Below are 19,954 nucleotides of genomic sequence, written 5' to 3'. Positions count from 1 at the left end.
AAATTCAACGATGCCAGCACTGAAAATATTGTGGACCTTACCGTATCTGCCGTGGCCGACCACCAGCGGCGGGAAGGTGCGCCAGTACCATTTACTGCGTAGCCTGAGTGAGCGCGGCCATCGGATTACCTTGTTGGTGCAAAGCAAGGAGACCTTGTCGGAATCGGCTCGGGAGCAGTTGGAATCGGTCGTCGAAAGATTGATCGTGTTGCCCAGGCGACCGTTGAAGCATCCCTACTCGCTGGCGGCCGCCGCATTCGCTCCTTATCCGTTGCTAACCAGCGTTAACGGACTGGCACCGGCATTGGAGCATCAGTTCTCGCAATTGCTGAAAGAGCCTTGGGATGTCGTCCAGATTGAACACAGTTACGCACTGCAACCCTATTTGCACTCCTTGCGGGATCGTCGGCAAGATTTCGTATTGACCGAGCACAACGTCGAGTCCTCGCTCGGTGCGGCAACCTATCAGCATTTGCCCAAATGGATTTGGCCTTTCGTGGTTTACGATCAATGGCGCTACCGGCGTTGGGAGAAGTCGGCATTGAAGTCGCCGGCCCGTTTGATCGCGGTCACCGAGAGTGATGCCGCCGAGTTGGGTAGAATTGCCGGGCGCGACGTGGACGTGGTGATTAACGGTGTCGATACTCGGGGGTTCGCTGGCGTCGTCCCGGATTTGACTAGCCAGCGTATCTTATTTGTCGGCAATTTCGAGTATCCGCCTAACCGCGATGCGGTGGAATGGTGTCTAAACGACATCATGCCCAAGGTTTGGGCGCGCATGCCGGAGGCGAAGCTTGCGGTCTGCGGTTACGCGATGCCCGAGAAATGGGCCGGACAATGGCCTGACCCTCGCGTGGAATGGTGCGGTTTCGTTAACGATTTGACCTTGGAGCAAGGGCGCTCGGCGGTGTTTCTGGCCGCGTTGCGCGAAGGCGGCGGGTCCAAACTCAAGGTGCTGGAGGCGCTGGCGGCGGGTTTGCCGTTGGTCAGTACCAGCCAGGGCGTGTCCGGATTAAGCTTGCAAGCCGATGTGGAGTATGCGCGCGGCGACGATGCCGACGGTCTCGCGACAGCCTTGATCGACAGTTTGCGCGATCCGGATCGGGCCGGCGACATGGGGAAGGCAGGGCGGCTTTATGCCGCTAATCATCATGACTGGCGAGTTGCCGCCGATCAATTGGAATCCGTTTACCGGAAAATGACCGATGCGCGTAGGAATTGATTATCGTCCGGTGGTGGCGGCTCCGTATTCCGGCATCGCCAGACAGGTGTTGGCCTTGGAGCAAGCCTTGATCGACGGCGGAGCCGAAGTCTTCCGCTTTAGTCCGGCTCCGGCCGACCACCCGTTGCGGCAACGGTTGCTGCGTCCCGATGAGCCTAGCCCAGCCGAAGGTTTGCACCGGCCGCGAGAGCGCCTCAAGTTCGAATGGGCATTCTTACCGAAAGCTGTCGAAGCTCAGTGTTTAGATTTGTATGTCGCGACCGCGAACACCGGCTTGCCGGTCAAACGCGTGGCGGGGACCCGCTACGCGTTACTGTTGCACGACGTGTTTCAATTGACGATGCAAAACTATCATGCGAGCCGCGTTAGAGCGCTGGTTTACCGGTGGATAGACCGTGTAGGGATTGCTCATTCAGTGCGACTGGCCGATGTAATCTGGTCGCCTTCCGCTTTTACCGCCGGCGAAGTTGCGAGATTGTTTCCCAAACAGGCGCGGCGTATTTCCGTATTGCCGAATGCCGTGCCGGCATCGGCGAATGCCGCCGATGCCCTGCCGGATGGTGTGCCCGATCGGTATTGGCTGGTGGTTGGGACGCGCGAGCCGCGAAAAAACATCCCTTGGTTCATCGAAAATTGGCGGCTGGCTAGGAGTAGCGATGCGGTAATCCCGGAATTGGTGTTGGTCGGTCATCCCCAGGATATACCGGCCGACCAGCGCGATTTGCCTGGTTTGATGATGATAAGCGGTTTGAGCGATAGCCAATTGGGGGCGCTTTATGCGCACGCCGATCGCCTTTGGCAGCCGTCGCTGGCGGAGGGTTTCGGCTTGCCGGTCGTCGAAGCATTGGGCCATGGCACGCCGGTGGCTGTCGCGACCGGTTCCGCGCTGGATGAAGTGGCGCCGCCGTCCGCGCCGAGGTTTTCGCCGTTGGACGGCGAGGCCCTGCAAATTATGATGCGGCGTTTGGCCGGCGACGCGCCTAGTCGCGACACCGATAGCGCGAGGCAATGGGCGGCCCGCTACGCCATGCCCGAATACACCCGGCGGGTTTGGGCCTTGGTTGACGACCTGATCAACGCCAACCACTGATGGCCGTACAGGGCAAATTCCTCGCCGTCGCGTTGGGCTTGCTGTTTGGTGGCTTGCTGACGCTGTTGGATCCGGCGAAAACCGTTTTGGCGTTGGTGGCGCTGGCGATGACGATTGCCGTCATGCGTCGTCCGCTGCTGGGCCTGTTGCTGTTTGCGTTCTTCGCCACCTTGATTCCTTATACGACGGTTCAGTTGGGAATACGGATCACGGTGTCCGAAGCCTTGCTGGCACTGACTTGGCTCGGCGTTTTCTGGCAATTGACGATACGCCGCTGCCGCTGGGTAGTCGGCAGCACCGAGCGGCAGCTGATTTGGCTGATGCTGTTTACGACGATTCCGTTCGCGGTCGGGCAACTGACCATCCAGGCCGAGGGTAGCGGACTGGTCAACTGGATACGTTGGCTGATGAACGTTTCGACGTTGTTGTTGGTGCCTATTTTGATCGACGACGATCGCAAGCGCGACAAACTACTCCTTGCCTTGCTGCTGGGGACTTTGGCGATGCTGACGCTGTCGATTTTTTATTTTTTGAAGGATCGCAACGCCAATACTTTCATTCCGGTGTTGGAAAAACTCAAATACGCGCATCCCGAGGCGGTCAAGGACATTTTCTCGGCCAATTTCAGTCGGATGGCTTCGCCTTGGGTGCATCCGAATCTGACCGGTGGCGTACTGGTGTTATTTTTGCCGTTGGCCTATTTCTATGCCCGTTTTCAAAACGGTTGGCGTAGCCTGCTGGGTTGGACGGTGGCGCTGATGGGCGCGGCCGGTTTGTTGTTCAGCATGTCCCGTGGCGCCATTGTCAGTCTGGCGCTAGTCTTGTTGTGGCTGACTTGGCTGCGAGTGCCGGGCGCCGGGCGAATTATCGGCACCGCGACGGTATTGGTCGTCGGCTTAGTGTTGTTTTATCCGCCGCTGCAAGAGCGTTTGTCGACCACCTTTTCGTCCACCAACGCCAGCACCGAAATTCGGATGGACGAGTACCGGCGTTTTCCGGATGCGATGGCCCGCTATCCCTTGGGCATCGGCTTCAAAACCGATCCGCCGCCGCCGAATACCGGTTTGCTCGGCATTTCCAATCTGTGGCTCAATTTTATTTATAAAACCGGCATTCCCGGCATGTTGCTGTTTATCGCGGTAACGGTGGCCTGGTGGCGAGAGATCAAACCCCGCGGTTGGCTGAATCTGTTGAACCGCGAACGGGCGGTTTGGATCGGCAGCAGCGCGGGCTTGCTGTCGGCCTTGCTGACCGGTCTGTTCGATCACTATTACAGTTTTACGATGGTTTTAGTCGCTCTGTTCTGGATGATCATGGCCCTCGGCCTGCATTCGGCGCGGCGCTTGGCGATTGAGGGCGATCCTTTGTTAATTTCCGGACAAAACAGGAGAGACACGCGATGAAACACCGCATTTACCATTCCAACGCCGTTCGCGATCGCTTGCCGGACTACGCCGTAAAACTGGCGGTCGACGCCGGCGAGTTACTCGTGGCCTATGAGTGGATGTTGGCTAACGACGTTGCTTTCGAGGAAGGCGACGCTGACCGTCCGCGGGTGTCGATTTGCTCGGTCAACATTGAAATGCGGATCGAGCAACCGCTGGCGCGGCGGTTTTACGCCTTATTGCGCGATGAAATTCCGACCACCTTCGTGCCGGCCTACGGCATCAATTGGCCGACGTTAAAGGACCGTTGGCTGCGGGCCTGGGAGCAGTGGTACAACATTTTGATCAACAAGATTCCCAGTCACCATCTACGCATCGCTTGGCTGAGGCTGGGGGGCGCTAAGATCGGTAAGGGATCGTCGATTTGGCGGAATACCGAAATTATCGGCGTCGAAAACTTGGTGATCGGCGACGATACCTGCATTGCTTGGCATTGCCAGATCGATGCCCGCGCCGGTTTGATCATTGGTAATCACGTTGCGGTGGCTTCGCACGCCAAGATCATTGCCGGCACCCACGATTTGGAAGCACCGGAATTTTGGTCGGTATCGGCGCCGATTTACATCGAAGACTACGTCTGGATCGCTACCGGAGCTTTGGTTGGGCACGGTGCCAAGATCGGCAAGGGCGCGGTCGTGACCGCCAACACCGTGGTCAGCAAGGAAATCGCACCGTATAAGATCGTCGGCGGTATGGGGGCCAAACCGATGGGCGAACGGCCTCACGATCTCACCTATAAAGTCGGCGGAAAGGGGCTGTTCTGCCTGTTCTACTAAATGCTGGGTTCCACACTGTTATTGACGCTGGCGACGCTGGCCGGCCTGGTCGCCGGCTTTGGTCGGGAATGGCTGTTGATCGCCGATTGGGGGGCGGGCGCCAAGACCGACGCCTTTCTGGTGGCGATGTTTTTACCGGAGGCGATTCGGGTCATGCTTGCCGGCGGCTTATTGTCGGCGGCGATGTTGCCGCTGTGGCAACGCGCGGATACTCAGATTCAGCCGCATTGGTTGAGCGGTCAAATCGCCCATTGGCTAGCGGCCGGTCTTGGTCTGGCGTTGGCGATCGCGGCCGCCGCTCCGCTATTGATCGGCTGGATCGGTCCCGGTTTGGCGGCGGCGGACCGCGAACGCGGCACCGAGGTTTTGATCTGGCTAGCTTTCACGATTCCCGGTTTTCTGACGCAGGCGGTGTTGACGGTGCCGCTGCAAGCCGCCGGCCGTTTTCTACTGTCGGGCTTGGGTTCTCTGTTGTTCAATTTGCCGCCGGTGGTGTACTTGGGGTGGGCCGGTAAACAGGCCGATGAAATTTGGTTGGCGCAGAGTTTTCTGGTCGGCAGTGCGCTGATGGCGCTGGTATTGTTTCCCTCCGCCTGGGGATTCGGCTGGCGGCCTTGGTTGGCAGGCGCGAAAGGCGAGTTTACTCAGGTTTGGCGCCAGCTTTGGCCGTTGTTGCTCAGTAGCGGCGCCAGCCAAGGTTTGGCGTTGTTAGAGCGACTGACCGCGTCGTTACTGGGCGAAGGTTCGGTGACGCTGGTCAATCTGGCACGTAAACTGGTCAATATTCCGCTGATTGCGTTAATGGGTTTGAACCAAGTGCTGCTCGGCAAAATGAGCGGCGAAGGTGAGCAGAGCCGTTTACGTCTGATGCAGCGAGGCTTGTCGATTTGCACCCGGCTGACCTTGTTGCCGGTGGCCGGACTGATGTTGATTTCGCCGTTATTGGTAACGAAATTATTGCCGGCCGGCTTGAGTCAAGGGCCGTTGCCGTTATTGCTGGCCTTGTTTGCGCTGTCCATCGTGTTCGGCAGTTGGAACGCCTTGCTGGCCCGCTATTTTTACGCCGGCGCCGATACCCGCACGCCGTTGTTGTGCGAATTGTCGGGCAGCGGCGTGCAAGCGGTGTTATTGCTGGCCTTGCCCGCTTACCTCGGCATTTGGGGGCTGCCCGCCGCGGTCATGGGCGGGGTGTTCAGTACCGGCGTGTTGCTGGCCGGCAAGGTTTCCAACGGACTGTGGCGGCGACTCGCCAAGCTCAGCCTACTGGCCTTGCTGGTGTGCGGTGCTTGTCTGTTCACGCTGTTTCAGCTCTATCCGGCGCTGGCCGCCACATTGTAGCGTTTCCCATGGCTTCGGCCACACTGTCGGATCAAGTTTCCAACGGTCTAACCTCGGCGGGCCGGCCCATGCATAATCTGACGAAAACGCGGGCGGCGGCGATGCCGTTGACGACGAAGGCGATCGTGATCGGTAACGCGAACCAGGGATGTTGATTGGTGGCGTGCGCGAGTAACAGGTCTTCGCCCAAAAAGGCCGGCGTGATTGGAAAACCGACCAAGCCCAAAAAGCTCAAAAACAGCAGCAAGGACCAGCCGGGTTGGGTTTCGGCCAACGCCCGATACCGGAATGGCATCGCCGCGAAATCTTCGTTGCGCAGTAGGCGTTTCAGGACGAAAATGCCAAGCAGCCAGGACGGTACAATCCCGCTGGCAAACAGCAGGACATCGGGGGCGGCCTCCGGCGTCATCATCCACACCGCCGCGCCGGCCAGTAGGCAGCTTAGCGCAATTGCGTGCCAAACCCGCAGCGGATTGCGGTTTTGACTGAATGCGCCCAGTGTCGCCAATACCATGGCCAGTGAGACCGGCATGGACAAATACGCCGGATCGACGGATTGTTGCAGTTTCGACACCGGAATCAGCGCCAGTACCGAAAATAGCACCAAGTATTTAATCGCCGGCCGCACGGCGTTCGCTCGACTGCCGATGGCCTTCAACGGGTCCCACAAACTCATTCTCACCAGCCGCTCCAGATTGCCTTCCTGCAACGCGAACACGTACAAGGTGTTTTGCAGCACACCCGGCAGGGTGTCGCGAATCGAGTAGGGCAAACGGTCGCGCATCGCGCTGGGTTTGATGACGAAGTCGGTATCCACCGAGCCCTCGACCCTTAACAGGTGAGCGACGATGGACGGCGAGACCAGCAATTGGTAGCAGCGCAAGAAGGCGTTACCGAGAAAATGCATCAAAACCAGAGGTTCCAGACCGAATGCCAGTTCGACGAACATGAAGCCAACCTGGGTAATCGATGCATAGGCGATCTGACCCTTGATGTTGGATTGGGTTTTTTCAGACAAACTGGCGACGACGATGGTCAGCAAGCCGATCGCCAACACGACCAGACGACTCACATAATGGTAGCTCCAGATCGGCATCGTCCGCAGTAGCAAAAACACGCCCAAATGGATGGACAAGGCACCGTAAAATATCGCGCTGGATGGGGTCGGACCTTCCATCGCCCGCGGCAACCAAAAACAAAACGGAAACTGCGCCGATTTGCCGGAAGCGGCGATCACAATCAACCACGACAAAAACAGCAACGAGGCATAGCCGGCCGGCGGCATGGCCGCGTGATCGAACAAGTTGGCCAGCTCGCTGAAGTGTTGGCTCTCGTGAAACAGCAAATGGCTCATCCAGGCGCCCAGCAACAGACCGACGTCGCAAAACCGGTAGATGGTGTAGGCGCGCAACGCATTACGGACCGGTTGCGGCCGATGTCGATAAAAGGCGATCAGCAGAAACGAACAAACGCCGACAATTTCCCAACCGGCGAACAACATATCGATCGAGCCCGACAAAATCACCAGATTTAAACCGAAGCTAAAGCCGAAGATGGTCAGGAAAAAGCGCTTATAGCCGGATTCGCGGTGCAGGTAGACCCGGCAATAGCGGACGATGATCGCGAATATCGCCCAGGCGCAGAACAGATAGGTCGCACCGACCACGTCCAAATAGAACAGTATCGGGAAGTGGTAGTCGCCGCGAGCGTACAGATCGAACCAAACGAATTCGTGATTCGGGAAGCCGTAAGCGGACCATGTCGCCAACAGGGTCAAAACGCACGAGCCCATCAGACGCGCGGTCCAAAGGCTGATTCTGGCGATGCGGTGTTCGTTCGGCGCCGATGCCAGAATCAGCAAAAAGCCGAGCATCGGTAAAAACAGGCTGGCGAGTATCAAGCCATTCATGCGGGTCTCCCAAGCAATTGATGGACCGGTATCGTTTCGGTTTTACCGACGATAATCCGTTCGGAATGCGGCGCGGCGGGCGGCTGTAACGACGCCGGTAGGCGTACGGCTTCCCAGCCCCGCGCCGAGTAATAAAACAGTTCGTGGCTGAGCGGATCTTGGCAGGCAAAGCGTATCCACTCGTTGTCCAGCCATTCCTTCAGATCGCCGATTAAGGCCAGGGCTTGATCGACGATGTCCCGGCGCTGCTCGATCACCATCAGCAGTCGGGCCGGTTCGTGAACTTCGATCATTTGCTGCGGCAGTCCGGTACGCAAGTCGCCCTCGACGCCATTGGCGACGCCCAGCAGGCCGATCACGTTGTGCGGTAGTTTGGTGCCGGCGCCATAGACCGAATTGTCGACGCGGGAAAATAGGTATTCGAGGTTGATGCCGCCGCACACCGGAATGATGGCGCCAAGGATTTTGGCCAGGATTTCCCCTTGCGGGTCACTGTCCGGCACGTAGGAATGCAAAAATGAACGGCGATCCAAAAATAATTGGCGGCTCAGTTCTCGGCGGCCGACCACGCAGTAAAGATTGTTGGAATGGTTGTATTCCGGACGCGGCTCGAAAATCGACGAGGCGCGCGCTACCACGTGGCGGTGGGCCTCCTTATTGGAATGCGATTGCGGTCCCAATTCGAACCAACGGCAGCGTTCGCGGGCGTTTCTGAGCAAGGCATGTTGCATCGCATGCTTGAACGTATGCAGTTTGCTTAGATCGCGGTGCCGGTAGGCGTTCGGATCGAAGTAGCTGATTTCGTCCCGGCTGGTGTTGTGCAGTGCGGCGACGAAATAGGTGTCGTCCGGAATCGAGATGCCCCGTTCGCGCAGAATGTCGCGTACCGACGAATGGTTGGCCATCCAGGCAAAGGCGCGGGCATTCGGCGCGCCCGGCTTGCCGGAGCAGGCGCCGCAATCGTAGGCGGCGAAGTGCGGGTTGTTGACGCTGCTGGAGCCGTGAGCCACGATGACTACCAATGGCGCGAACCCCTGGGTCAGGCCAATGTTACGCAGTAAACCGCCGACTCGGTCGGCCATCTCCGCAAACGAGAAACCCAGCAAATAACCTTCCTCGGTCGGCTCGTCGTTTTCTCGCAATAGGTGCAGATGCGAGTGGGCTTCGACTTCGCTGAGTTGTTGGACCTTGGGAACGCCGGCGCCGGGACGAAACACGTTCCAGGCCAAACGAATCGCGTATCCCAAGCCGATGGTTTGGGTAAATAGCCAGCCCCGAAACATCGAATGCGCCGAGAAATGCATGCCGGCCAGATTTTTGGTTTTGGTTTTGGTTTTTTTCCGGTGTTGATGGGGGGCTTCCTCGCGTATCAAATGCTTGGGGGTGATGACGGCCGGGCATTGGGCGACCGGGTAAACGTCGTCCAAACCCTGATATAAGAAGTCGATGCCGAAAAAACCGGCGGCGCCGAAAGTTTCGATGCTTGGATCGATTTCTTCCAGATGCCGACGCAGCGAGCATTCTCGGTCGTCGATGCAAAACAGGGCCTGGGCGGTCGGGCTGACTTTGGTCGTATTTGGAGTTGCTCGCGTTACCGGCTGGTTGACCAATGCGGCCAGCAACTCGCTGTGCATGGACCATTCCATCGCTTCGTGCCAGACCCGTAAACGCAACGGGATCGCCAAATCGGCAAGCTGGTGTTCGAAGCGCGGTAAGGTGTCCAACTGGGGTAGCTTGGCGATATTGCTAAACTGCTTGCCGCGTTTTTTGGTCAGAAATGCCAGCTCGCAGGCCATTTCGAAAGCGATCAACTGCTTCAACGAAATCGTCCGTTTAGCCAGCAAGGCTTGCGGATTGAGCTCGATCAACCTGACCATGCCGGCCCAACCGGGGTGAGAGAGCAGCAACTCCAACAGATATTGTTCGTACCAGGACTCCGCGCCGACCATGCGTTCGAGGCAATGAGCGATGACGCCGTCCGGCCCTTGATTTAACAATTCGCGCACTTCGGCGATATGAAAAGGATAGAGCGGCAGCAAACTGTTTTGCGTCAAGCGCAGCACGCAATCCCAGAAGCTTTCGCCGTCCTTGGCCAAGGTCCAGCGGCTGATACCTTGGTCGAGAAAATTGCCCAGCAGGCGGAATACCACCGGATGGGCCAACGCGTTCAAATCGACTTCCAGAGCCGTCATCCAATGCGCGCGTATGCCGTGGTTAGCGAGCGAAATCGGCGGATAGTGACTGTGCTTGTCGTCTTCGAACAGGCGTTCCCGTAGCGCGGCGCGTTCGGCCTCCGGGCAATCGCAGTGCGCCAAGGCCCAGTCGATCGCATCGTCGCGAATACGGCCTTGCCGGTAGCGGCTTTGATAATCGGCTAACGGCAAATAGCTGCGGGCGCCAAAGATGCGAGCGGCAATCGCCACGCCTTCATGGAAGGGCTTGTCCTGCACCGCGTGCAGCGTATTGTGGTGGATAAAATCTTTTAGCGGGCCTTGTGTAGGCAGCCAATGGGCTATGTGTTCGATCGCCGCATCCAGATCGAAGCCTCCGGTACTGCCGAGAAGCTGATCGTTTAGCGGTGTAGTGGGTTTGGAAACCGTCATGGGTACATCAACCTCGTATCAAAAGAAAAGAGCCGGCAAACCTGAGTTCCGTGGGTTGCCCGATGCGCGGGTGGGCGACCACGAGTAAGCGGTCCGGTTTACCTCGGGGCATGCCGGGCTTTAATTTAGTAATGCACAAGTCATGCCTGTTCGTAAATCATTGAATCGTAATATCTAATTCGAGAATATCGATAGGCTTCGGTGCAAATCGCCGGGGTGGCCGGTTGATTTCAACCGGACGCCGGCCACAGTTCGGCGGCTTGAATAGACCGCTAGCCAGGCAGCGTTTGTTCGGTTTGGTGCGGCGCGCGCACCGGAATGATAGGGAGCGTTTTCGTATAGCCGTGCAGCGCGCTCTGTTGGCGTGGATTTGAGGGGCGTGGACCGGGCGATTCGCCGGCAATCAGCAAGAGTTTGCACCGCGAGTGGTGCAAATCGCGCGCGTGGTGGATTTCAACCAAGGTGCGTGGTTTTAATAAACCAGCCTGGTCGAATGCCAAGCGATTGGACGCGAGCCAAAGCCGTGCAAACCTAGTATTTGCGGGAGGTTGAGGTGCTTGGCATATTTCTGGCTTAACAAAGGTTTTCCATTAAGCTGAGATTTACCATGTCGCAAGCATCCACTGTAGCTTTACCTAAAACAGGTATACCGGGGTTGGTCGAAAACTGGCGTAGCGATTTGCTGTCCGGTTTTTTGGTGTTTTTGATTGCGCTGCCGCTATGTTTAGGGATAGCGATGGCGTCCGGGTTTCCGCCGATGGCCGGCATTATTTCCGCTATTATCGGCGGCGTGGTGGTCTCGCGGATCAACGGCTCCTATATGACGATCAATGGCCCGGCCGCCGGTTTGATTGTCGTCATCGTCGACGCAGTGCAATCGCTCGGACAAGGCGATGCGATGGCCGGATACCGCTACACCTTGGCGGCCATTGTCGTTGCCAGCGTGTTGCAGGTGTTGCTCGGCGTCTTCAAGGCCGGCAAGCTGAGTGCGTTTTTTCCGTCCTCGGTGGTGCATGGCATGCTGGCCGCGATCGGTATCATCATCATGGCCAAGCAGATTCATACCTTGTTGGGGGTTAAGCCCGAAGCCAAGACCTTATTGGGGACCATAGCGGAAATCCCGCATTCGATCGTCGAAATGAACCCGGAAGTTTCGTTGATTGGTTTGTGCGGATTAGCTTTATTAATCCTGTGGTCTGTCATCAAACAGCCGACTTTGAAAATGATTCCGGCGCCGCTGTTGGTGGTGATGTTGGGTTTGGCCCTGGGCCAGTTTTTCGATTTGGATCATATCCATCAATACCTGTTCTTGCCCGATGCGGAAATTTTGCCGCACCACGAATTTACCGTGGGTCCGGCCTTTTTGGTGGCGGTACCGGAAAACTTCATGTCCGGGTTTTATTTTCCGGATTTTTCGAAAATCGCCGACCACGAATTTTGGATTTCGGTCGTTACGATCTGGCTGGTTGGTAGTTTGGAAAGTTTGTTGAGCGCCTCGGCGGTCGATAAACTCGATCCTTACAAACGCAACTCCAATTTGAACCGCGATTTGGCGGCGGTTGGGGTCGGCAATTTGGTGTCGGGTATGATAGGCGGCTTGCCGATGATCGCCGAAATTGTCCGTAGCTCCGCCAACATTAACAACGGCGCTAAAACCGGCTGGGCCAACTTTTTCCACGGCTTGTTCTTGCTGATTTTCGTCGCCTTGTTTCCGCGCTTGATACACGAAATTCCGTTGACCTCGTTGGCGGCCTTATTGGTATTTACCGGATTTCGTTTAGCCTCTCCGAAGGAATTCGCCAAAACCCTGACCGTGGGCTTGGACAACTTCGCGGTCTTCGTGATCACGATTATCGGCGTGATTGCCACCGACTTGTTGGTCGGCGTGGCAATCGGCATCGTTGTCGAGTTATTGATCCACGTCAGCCGCGGCTTGAAGCCCGGCAATATCTTCTCGATGGCTTACCACGTTAATCAAACCAACGCCGATACCTACCATATCGCGGTCAGCGGCGCGGCGGTGTTTTCGAACTTCATCAGCCTGAAGAGTTTGCTTGCGGATTTTCCGGAAAAACAAAACGTGTTCTTTGATTTGACGGACGTCGATTTGATCGATCATACCGTGATGGAGTTTATCCATCACTACACCGAGGAATACAATCATGCGGGCGGCCGTTGCCAGATCCTCGGATTGGACGATCATCATTCCTACTCGGATCACCACTTGGCCGCGCGCCGAAAATTGAGTGTCTGAGCGGTCTTAACCGGTGGCCGGTCGGCGTGTGAGCCGGCCGCCGACACCACCTCGAATAATCACCTTTTCCGCCTAAGGCGCAGTCATGCAGCCCAGGCCGGAGGCATGCCCGCGAGACGGGTATTGAAACTTTAGTTTTGTCGTCGGAGGACCGAAATGACATCGAATCGATTGATATTGGCAACGCTTACGGTAACCGCGTTTTTCGTCGCCGGACCGGGTATCTCCAGCGCGCAAGCCGGCGAGTTGGCCGAGGATACCGGGGCCTGGTTGCAAATGGTTGGCGAAGGCAGTCTGAAAGCCGTCAACCCGGATTTGGAAAAGGCCAGAGTTTGGGTGGAAGGTCAGACGCGTTTCGACGGTAACTGGGAGCACTGGTACCAAGGCATGGTGCGCGGCGCGCTGGGCTACTCGTTGAGCGATCGCGCCACGATTTGGCTGGGCTACACCTGGCTGCCGACCCAAAACCAAAACAAGCCGTACATCGCCCAACAGGATTTCTGGCCGGCATTCCGTTACGTGCTGCCGACCGACATCGGTACTTTTACCTTCAGGACCATGTGGGAAAGCAACTTCCTGCGCGGCAACCAAGTCCGCGAACGTCCCCGGCAAATGATCAAATTCGTGCATCCGTTCGAGTTCGAGCCGCGTTTTAGTCTGGTGGCTTGGGACGAAGCGTTTTATCGGGTCAACACCACCGATTGGGGCGGCAAATCCGGTTTCGATCAGAACCGGGTATTCGCCGGGTTTGGGTGGAATTTCAACAGTCATGTCCGTACCGAAATCGGCTATATGAATCAATATCTGGAAGATGCCAAGCACGTGAATATGACTATGCACCATTTAGGGATGGCTTCCGTATTTATTAATTTTTAATGGCTTTGATGTCGTTTATTAAAAGATAAACGGGGGTGGCCTGTTTATACCAGCTTTAGTTCCGTCACTGTTTTAGAGAGTTGTTGATAATAATTTTATAAAATTGGAAAGGCGTTGATTTTTGTCGGCGCTTGGGATTTTATTTGCTTTTTGTATTTATAACTTGTTGTTTTTAACGTAAATTAACGTATTTTTTAATATTTGATTAATCTTGGCTTGGCTATAATTTAAACTCTATTTTAATGGAGTTACTTATGGAAAAACATATTATAACGAGACGATTGATTCGGCGTTTCTTTTGGTTGTTTTGTTCGGTTTTGTACTGGGGTTTCGTCGGTCAAGCGCAAGCCCTGCCGAGTTTTGCCAGGCAAACCGGCATGGCCTGCGCGATGTGTCATACGCAAGCTTTCGGTCCGAATTTGACGCCTTACGGCCGGCAATTCAAATTAAATGGTTACGTGTGGGGTAACAACGATTCGGCCATCAGCCGTTTCGGCGGCATGGCCGTCGGTTCGCTGACCAATACCAAGCGCAACGATAGCGATATACCCGCCGACCCGGTATTGGCGCGGCGCGACTTTAACAGCAACAACAACCTGGCGTTAGATCAGGCCTCGTTGTTTTACGGCGGAAAGGTTTACGGCAACATGGGCGCTTTCGTGCAGTTTACCTACGATGGCGTGGCCAGTCGTTTCGCGTTGGACAACACCGATATTCGGATTGCCGACGAAGCGGATTGGCTGGGGCGCAATTTTGTCTACGGCGTGTCGTTCAATAACAGTCCGACCGTTCAGGATTTGTGGAACACCACGCCGGCTTGGGGATTTCCGTATTCCGGATCGCCGTTGGCGCGTACGCCCGGCGCCGAACCGGCGTTGGCCGCACTGGGCGGTCAAATCGGCGGGGCAACCTTGTACAGCATGATCGACGATACGGTTTTCCTCGAAGCCGGTGCCTATACCAGTTTTGCCAAGTACGCCCAAAAAGGTATGGGGCAGTGGGACGACGGCGCGGTCAAAGTGGATGGCGGAGCGCCGTATTGGCGGATCGGTTTGCAAAAAGATTGGCAAGGCCACTATATATCGTTGGGGCATTTCGGCTTCAGGGCCAACGTTCAGCCCGACCCCACGTTGACGGTCAGCGACCGCTACACCGATTTGGGCGTGGATTTTAATTACCAATACTTGGCCAACCCCAAGCATATCTATGAATTCAAAGCCAGCTACATCCGCGAATCTCAAGATCTACTGGCCAGCGCGGCCGCGGCATCCGCGGCACAGCGCAACCAGCAATTAGGCTTTTTGGGCTTGAACGGCGCTTACACCTTCGAGCAAACCTACGGCTTGACGGTTGGATACAACCATATCCACGGTAATCAGGACGCGGTGTTGTACGAAGCATCGCCGAACAGGCGGCCGAATTCGGACTACTTTACCTTCGAGTTGAATTACATCCCGTTCGGTAAAACGGCGGGTGTTGCCGAGTCCTACTTGAATCTGCGTTTCGCGGCCCAATATGTGGCTTACACGCGTTTCGACGGCGGCGACAAGAATTACGACGGCTCGGGACGCAACGCCAGCGACAACAACACCTTGTATTTCAATACCTGGTTAAGTTTTTAAAGTCGTCCTTAAAGACCTCGATAAACCTCGTGGCTCCCGCTTGACCGGCACTTTGCGTGCCGGTCTTTTTTTGCCAAGTTAAACTATCCATCCAATCAATCTCCGAGGGATCGCATGGGCAAGCAATACACCCGTTTCAAGGATATTTCCGTCAGCGAACGTATCCTCAACACCGTGTTTTTATTGACGATAGGCCTGGGCTACCTGATGGCCCTGGTCAATATGTACTACACCCACCAGGGCCGCGACGGCAAGCGCGGCTTGTCGATCGACGACATCGTCATCATGTACCACGGTTCCAACAGCCAAACCCGCCTGGGCGCGGCGATCAACGGCATCATGGAACCTAACCTGAAATACAAGAGCGACAAGGAAGTTATTCAAAAATGGATACAGGACGGCGCGGAAAAGGACGGCTACGACGAAAAAATCGCGCCGATTCTGAACCGCGATTGCGTGCATTGCCACAATCCGGCCGCCAATCCGTCGCTGCCGGATTTGACCACTTTTACGGGCGTCGCCGAAGTTGCCCACACCGGCGGCGCGTCGATTCCCGCCTTGGTCAGGGTATCGCACATCCATTTGTTCGGCATCGCCTTCATCCTGTTTTTCATCGGCAAGATCTTTTTATTGTGCGACATGAATATTTACGTCAAACGGATCGCGGTGGTGATTCCGTTCGTCGCGATGCTGCTGGACGTCGGCTCCTGGTTCGTCACCAAACATGTCCGCGAGTTCGCTTACGTGGTGGTGCTGAGCGGCGCGCTGATGGGCTTGTCGATGGGCGTGCAAATCCTGCTCAGCGTGTATCAAATGTGGTTTTACCCCAGGGACTGACGGGTGATCGACGTTCACGTTACGCCGGTTAAGCCTTGTCCGGCCATCCTAATCAGCGCGCCGGCGTCCGGTCAGGGTAAAACCACGGTGACGGCCGCGCTGGCCTATTACCATAGGCGGCTTGGTCGCGAGGTGCGGGTATTCAAAACCGGGCCGGACTTCATCGATCCGCAGATTTTGGCCTTTGCATCCGGACACCCGGCCTATCAGCTCGATCTGTGGATGATGGGCGAGGCCCACTGCCGCGAGTTGCTGTATCGCGCGGCCGGCGAAGCCGATTTGATCCTGATCGAAGGGGTGATGGGTTTGTACGACGGCGACAGCAGCAGCGCCGATCTGGCCCAAACGCTTGCTGTGCCGGTCGCGGCGGTGATCGATGCTCACGGCATGGCGCAAACCTTTGCGGCGGTCGCTTACGGCTTGGCCCACTACCGGCCGGGCTTGGCCTTCGCCGGCGTCATCGCCAACAAGGTCGGCAGCGCCGGCCACGCCAATCTGCTGGCCGAAGCCCTTCCGGACGACATGCCGCTGCTGGCGGCGATGCTCGGCGCCGCTTCGGTCGGTTTGCCAGAGCGTCACTTGGGCTTGCACCAAGCCGGCGAAATTGCCGACCTCGATCAGCGCTTGGCCCGCGCCGCCGACCTGCTCAGCGATTGCCGCTTGCCCGATCCGGTGGCGTTCGCCGAGGTCACGAGCGAGCCGCCGCCGCGCCTGTTGGCCGGCCGGACCATTGCGGTCGCTAGGGACGCGGCCTTTTCGTTTCTCTATCCGGCCAACCTGGACTGCCTGCAAGCCTTGGGCGCAACCTTGACCTTCTTCTCGCCGCTGGCCGACAGCGGCTTGCCGGCGGCCGACGCCGTTTACTTGCCCGGCGGTTATCCCGAATTGCATTTGGCTGAACTGGCCGGCAACCAGGCGATGAAGCAGGCCTTGCGCCAGCATCACCAAGCAGGCAAGCCGATGTACGCCGAATGCGGCGGCTTTTTGTATTTGCTGGACAGCCTGGCCGACCGCGACGGCCAGGCCGCCGAGATGGTCGGCCTGTTGCCCGGCCAGGCCCGGATGCAGACCCAACTCGCTAATCTGGGCATGCACAGTCTGGAACTGGAGCACGGCGAAATACGCGGCCACAGCTTTCATTTCTCGACCTTGCAAACCTCGCTGGCGCCGCACACCCAATCCACTACCCGCCGCCATCACGGTCAAGCCGAAGCGTTTTACCGGGTCGGCCGCTTGCAAGCCTCCTATCTACATCTGTATTTTCCGTTCAATCCATGCCAGGCGGCCGCGCTGTTCGCCTGAGCCGGCCGCGAGAAAAGCTGTTTCGAGGCCCCGGCCTATGGGATAATCGCCGGCTTTCAGTAGCCAAACCAAGGCAGGCAACAATGGACGAAAACAAGAAAAAGGCGCTGGGCGCGGCGCTGATCCAAATCGAAAAACAATTCGGCAAAGGCTCGGTGATGCGGATGGGCGACGTCGCCGCGACCCGCGACATCGAAGTCGTTTCGACCGGCTCGTTGTCGGTCGATATCGCGCTGGGCTGCGGCGGTCTGCCGCGCGGCCGGATCATCGAAATCTACGGCCCGGAATCGTCCGGTAAAACCACGTTGACCCTGCAAACCATCGCGCAAGTGCAAAAATTGGGCGGCACCGCCGCCTTCGTCGATGCCGAACATGCGCTGGACCCGGTTTATGCCCAGAAAATCGGCGTCAACATCGACGATCTGCTGGTCTCTCAGCCGGACACCGGCGAGCAGGCCTTGGAAATCACCGACATGCTGGTCCGTTCCGGCGCGGTCGATATCGTGGTTATCGACTCGGTTGCGGCGTTAACCCCGAAAGCCGAAATCGAAGGCGACATGGGCGACTCGCACATGGGTTTGCAAGCACGCCTGATGTCGCAAGCCTTGCGCAAACTCACCGCCAACATCAAGCGCTCCAACACCCTGGTGATCTTCATCAACCAGCTGCGGATGAAAATCGGCGTGATGTTCGGCAACCCAGAAACCACCACCGGCGGCAACGCGCTGAAATTCTACGCCTCGGTGCGCATGGACATTCGCCGCATCGGCGCGATCAAGAAAGGCGACGAAGTGATCGGCAACGAAACCCGTGTCAAGATCGTCAAAAACAAAGTCGCGCCGCCGTTCAAGCAAGCCGACTTCGAAATTCTGTACGGCGAAGGCGTGTCCTTCTTCGGCGAATTGGTGGATTTGGGCGTCGAATTCGGCTTCGTCCAAAAATCCGGCTCGTGGTACAGCTACAACAACGACAAAATCGGCCAAGGCAAGGACAACGCCAAGCAATTCCTGCGCGAACACCCGGAGGCCGCCGCCGAATTGGAAAAAGCCATCCGCGAAAAAGCCTTCGTCAGCCGCGTGACCAACGCCCCAGCGCCGGCCGACGACGAAGACGCCGAGTTCAACGACGCCGACTAACTCCGTCGGCTGAGCGGAGCCGAAGCCGAGCGGAATCGAAGCCGGGCGGAATCGAAGCCGGGCGGAGTCGGGTTGGCTGGCCGCGGCGATCGCTTCGACTCCGCTCAGCGAACGTGGCTCCGCTCAGGGAACGGCGCGTCCGGCTTAACGCAGTTCGCCGCTCAACTCGGCGAACCTAGCCGAATCTTTGGGGGGTACTCAATGCCTTACCTGTATATTTTGCAATGCTCGGACGGCAGCTATTACACCGGCAGTACCTGGGATTTGGAGCGCCGCTTGTGGGAACACCAAAACGGCTTGGGCGCCAAACACACCGCAACGCGATTGCCGGTCCAATTGGTTTATTGCGAGATGTGCGAGCGGATTGAAGACGCTTATATCCGGGAAAAACAGATTCAAGGCTGGAGCCGCAACAAGAAGCGGGCGCTGATGGCGGGTGACAGCAATTTATTGCATCGATTGGCCGAGTGCCGGAATGCGAGTCATAGCCAAAACGCTGGCTTCGACTCCGCTCAGCCAACGGTCCCTGACTCCGCTCAGCCAACACACCCCGAGTAGCCAGCAATACCCGGCACCGCGCAGCCAACGATTCCCGAGCAACTTGAAACACCCGACTCCGCTCAGTCAACGACTCCCGAGCAACCTGAAACACTCGGAGCCGCTCAGTCAACGGGTTCGGAGCAACCTGAAACACCCGGCACCGCTCAGCCGACGGGTTCCCAGCAGCCTGAAATACAGCGTGCCTTCTAGCTAACCGGTTCGAAGTGACGTGAAACGCCGGGTTCAGTTAAACCAGTGAGGTCCAAGCAATCTGAAATATGGGGCTCCGTTGAGCCAATGAGGCTTGAGCGACCAGCGAGTTTGATCTCCGATGAACCTATCAGCATCAAGCGACCAGCAAGTTTGAGATACATTGAGCCAATTAGATCAGAGCGATCTGCAAGTTTGCGCGCCGTTCAGCCAATGAGATTCGAAGGAGCGGCAAGTTTGTGATCCATTGAGCCGATGAGGTCCAAGTGATCAGCAAGCTTGGGCTCGGTTGAGCCGATCAGGACCGAGCAACCAGCAAGATTGGGGGCTGCTCAGCCAGTGGGGCGCGAGAGCCACCTGAAGTTTGGATCCCGCTCTGCCGTCGAGGTCTGAGCGACCTGAAAAGCTGGATTCCGCACGGCTAACGGGCGGAGAGCGTTGCGGAGTGTCGGAAGACCGAAACTGAATCGGCGTGCAGTCGGAGAAGCGCGGATAGCAGCAGGCGGCGTAGGCGTGACTTGCTCGATAGGCTAGCGGAAGCGCGCCGACTTGAGCACGCGGTACAGGTTGGTTTTGGTTGGCCTTGATTGGGCCTGATTGGTCCTGGTTGGGGGCGTTCCCTGGTTAGAGCGCCGTTCCCCGGTTAGAGCGCCGTTCCCTGAGCGGAGTCGAAGGGAACAGGCCACCCCAATGACAGCACCAATCCCGCAAGCCAGGCGATTTTCCACCCCGCAAGCAACGCATCGCCCGGTCTTGCGGTCGCGCCGGTTTTCCGAGATAGTAATCGACCGGAA

Annotated in this window: 14 protein-coding genes; 12 read left to right on the top strand and 2 right to left on the bottom strand. The window is 57.2% G+C overall.

The window, feature by feature from the left end:
- Window positions 1-10 precede the first annotated feature (10 nt).
- From BJL95_RS23360 to BJL95_RS23340, 5 genes are read left to right on the top strand one after another with little or no spacing between them, the layout of a single operon-like run.
- Window positions 11-1,222 (top strand): glycosyltransferase family 4 protein, encoded by a 1,212-nt coding sequence (locus tag BJL95_RS23360; protein ID WP_217631728.1) that lies wholly within the window; start codon window positions 11-13, stop codon window positions 1,220-1,222.
- Entirely contained in the window at window positions 1,206-2,312 is a 1,107-nt protein-coding gene (locus tag BJL95_RS23355) for a glycosyltransferase family 1 protein (RefSeq protein WP_071160948.1), read from the top strand. Before BJL95_RS23360 ends, BJL95_RS23355 begins: the two co-directional genes overlap by 17 nt.
- On the top strand, window positions 2,312-3,715 hold the full coding sequence (locus BJL95_RS23350) for an O-antigen ligase (protein WP_071160947.1): 1,404 nt from the start codon (window positions 2,312-2,314) through the stop codon (window positions 3,713-3,715). Before BJL95_RS23355 ends, BJL95_RS23350 begins: the two co-directional genes overlap by 1 nt.
- Window positions 3,712-4,533: an acyltransferase gene (locus BJL95_RS23345; RefSeq protein ID WP_071160946.1), complete on the top strand. Its 822-nt coding sequence runs from the start codon at window positions 3,712-3,714 to the stop codon at window positions 4,531-4,533. The genes BJL95_RS23350 and BJL95_RS23345 overlap by 4 nt, the downstream gene beginning before the upstream one ends.
- On the top strand, window positions 4,534-5,871 hold the full coding sequence (locus tag BJL95_RS23340; RefSeq protein WP_071160945.1) for a lipid II flippase MurJ: 1,338 nt from the start codon (window positions 4,534-4,536) through the stop codon (window positions 5,869-5,871).
- Between the two features lie 31 nt (window positions 5,872-5,902).
- Here the strand turns inward: BJL95_RS23340 and BJL95_RS23335 are convergent, their stop codons facing one another.
- A complete protein-coding gene (locus BJL95_RS23335) occupies window positions 5,903-7,780 on the bottom strand; it encodes a proton-conducting transporter membrane subunit (protein WP_071160944.1) in 1,878 nt (625 codons plus the stop codon).
- Entirely contained in the window at window positions 7,777-10,383 is a 2,607-nt protein-coding gene (locus BJL95_RS23330) for a YbcC family protein (protein ID WP_071160943.1), read from the bottom strand. The genes BJL95_RS23335 and BJL95_RS23330 overlap by 4 nt, the downstream gene beginning before the upstream one ends.
- A gap of 607 nt (window positions 10,384-10,990) precedes the next feature.
- On the opposite strand from BJL95_RS23330, the gene BJL95_RS23320 reads away from it, so the two are divergent.
- From BJL95_RS23320 to BJL95_RS23290, 7 genes are all read left to right on the top strand, one after another.
- Window positions 10,991-12,637, top strand: a complete 1,647-nt coding sequence (locus tag BJL95_RS23320) for a SulP family inorganic anion transporter (protein WP_071160941.1) — start codon at window positions 10,991-10,993, stop codon at window positions 12,635-12,637.
- A gap of 156 nt (window positions 12,638-12,793) precedes the next feature.
- Window positions 12,794-13,513: a DUF2490 domain-containing protein gene (locus BJL95_RS23315; protein WP_071160940.1), complete on the top strand. Its 720-nt coding sequence runs from the start codon at window positions 12,794-12,796 to the stop codon at window positions 13,511-13,513.
- 254 nt (window positions 13,514-13,767) lie between these two features.
- A complete protein-coding gene (locus BJL95_RS23310; protein ID WP_071160939.1) occupies window positions 13,768-15,135 on the top strand; it encodes a hypothetical protein in 1,368 nt (455 codons plus the stop codon).
- 114 nt (window positions 15,136-15,249) lie between these two features.
- Window positions 15,250-15,972, top strand: a complete 723-nt coding sequence (locus BJL95_RS23305) for a hypothetical protein (RefSeq protein WP_064030603.1) — start codon at window positions 15,250-15,252, stop codon at window positions 15,970-15,972.
- Between the two features lie 3 nt (window positions 15,973-15,975).
- Window positions 15,976-17,274 carry a cobyrinate a,c-diamide synthase gene (locus BJL95_RS23300; RefSeq protein ID WP_254786889.1) on the top strand — a complete coding sequence of 433 codons (1,299 nt, stop codon included), beginning with the start codon at window positions 15,976-15,978 and terminating at the stop codon, window positions 17,272-17,274.
- Window positions 17,275-17,357: 83 nt separating this feature from the next.
- On the top strand, window positions 17,358-18,410 hold the full coding sequence (recA, locus tag BJL95_RS23295) for a recombinase RecA (protein ID WP_064030604.1): 1,053 nt from the start codon (window positions 17,358-17,360) through the stop codon (window positions 18,408-18,410).
- A 201-nt stretch (window positions 18,411-18,611) separates the two neighbouring features.
- Window positions 18,612-18,968 (top strand): GIY-YIG nuclease family protein, encoded by a 357-nt coding sequence (locus BJL95_RS23290; protein ID WP_071160938.1) that lies wholly within the window; start codon window positions 18,612-18,614, stop codon window positions 18,966-18,968.
- The last annotated feature ends 986 nt before the right edge of the window (window positions 18,969-19,954 follow it).

The organism is Methylomonas sp. LWB (assembly GCF_001856095.1).
Lineage (GTDB): Bacteria > Pseudomonadota > Gammaproteobacteria > Methylococcales > Methylomonadaceae > Methylomonas > Methylomonas koyamae_A.
Note: the sequence above shows the minus strand (reverse complement) of the source record. Positions and strands in the feature narration are given on the sequence as shown.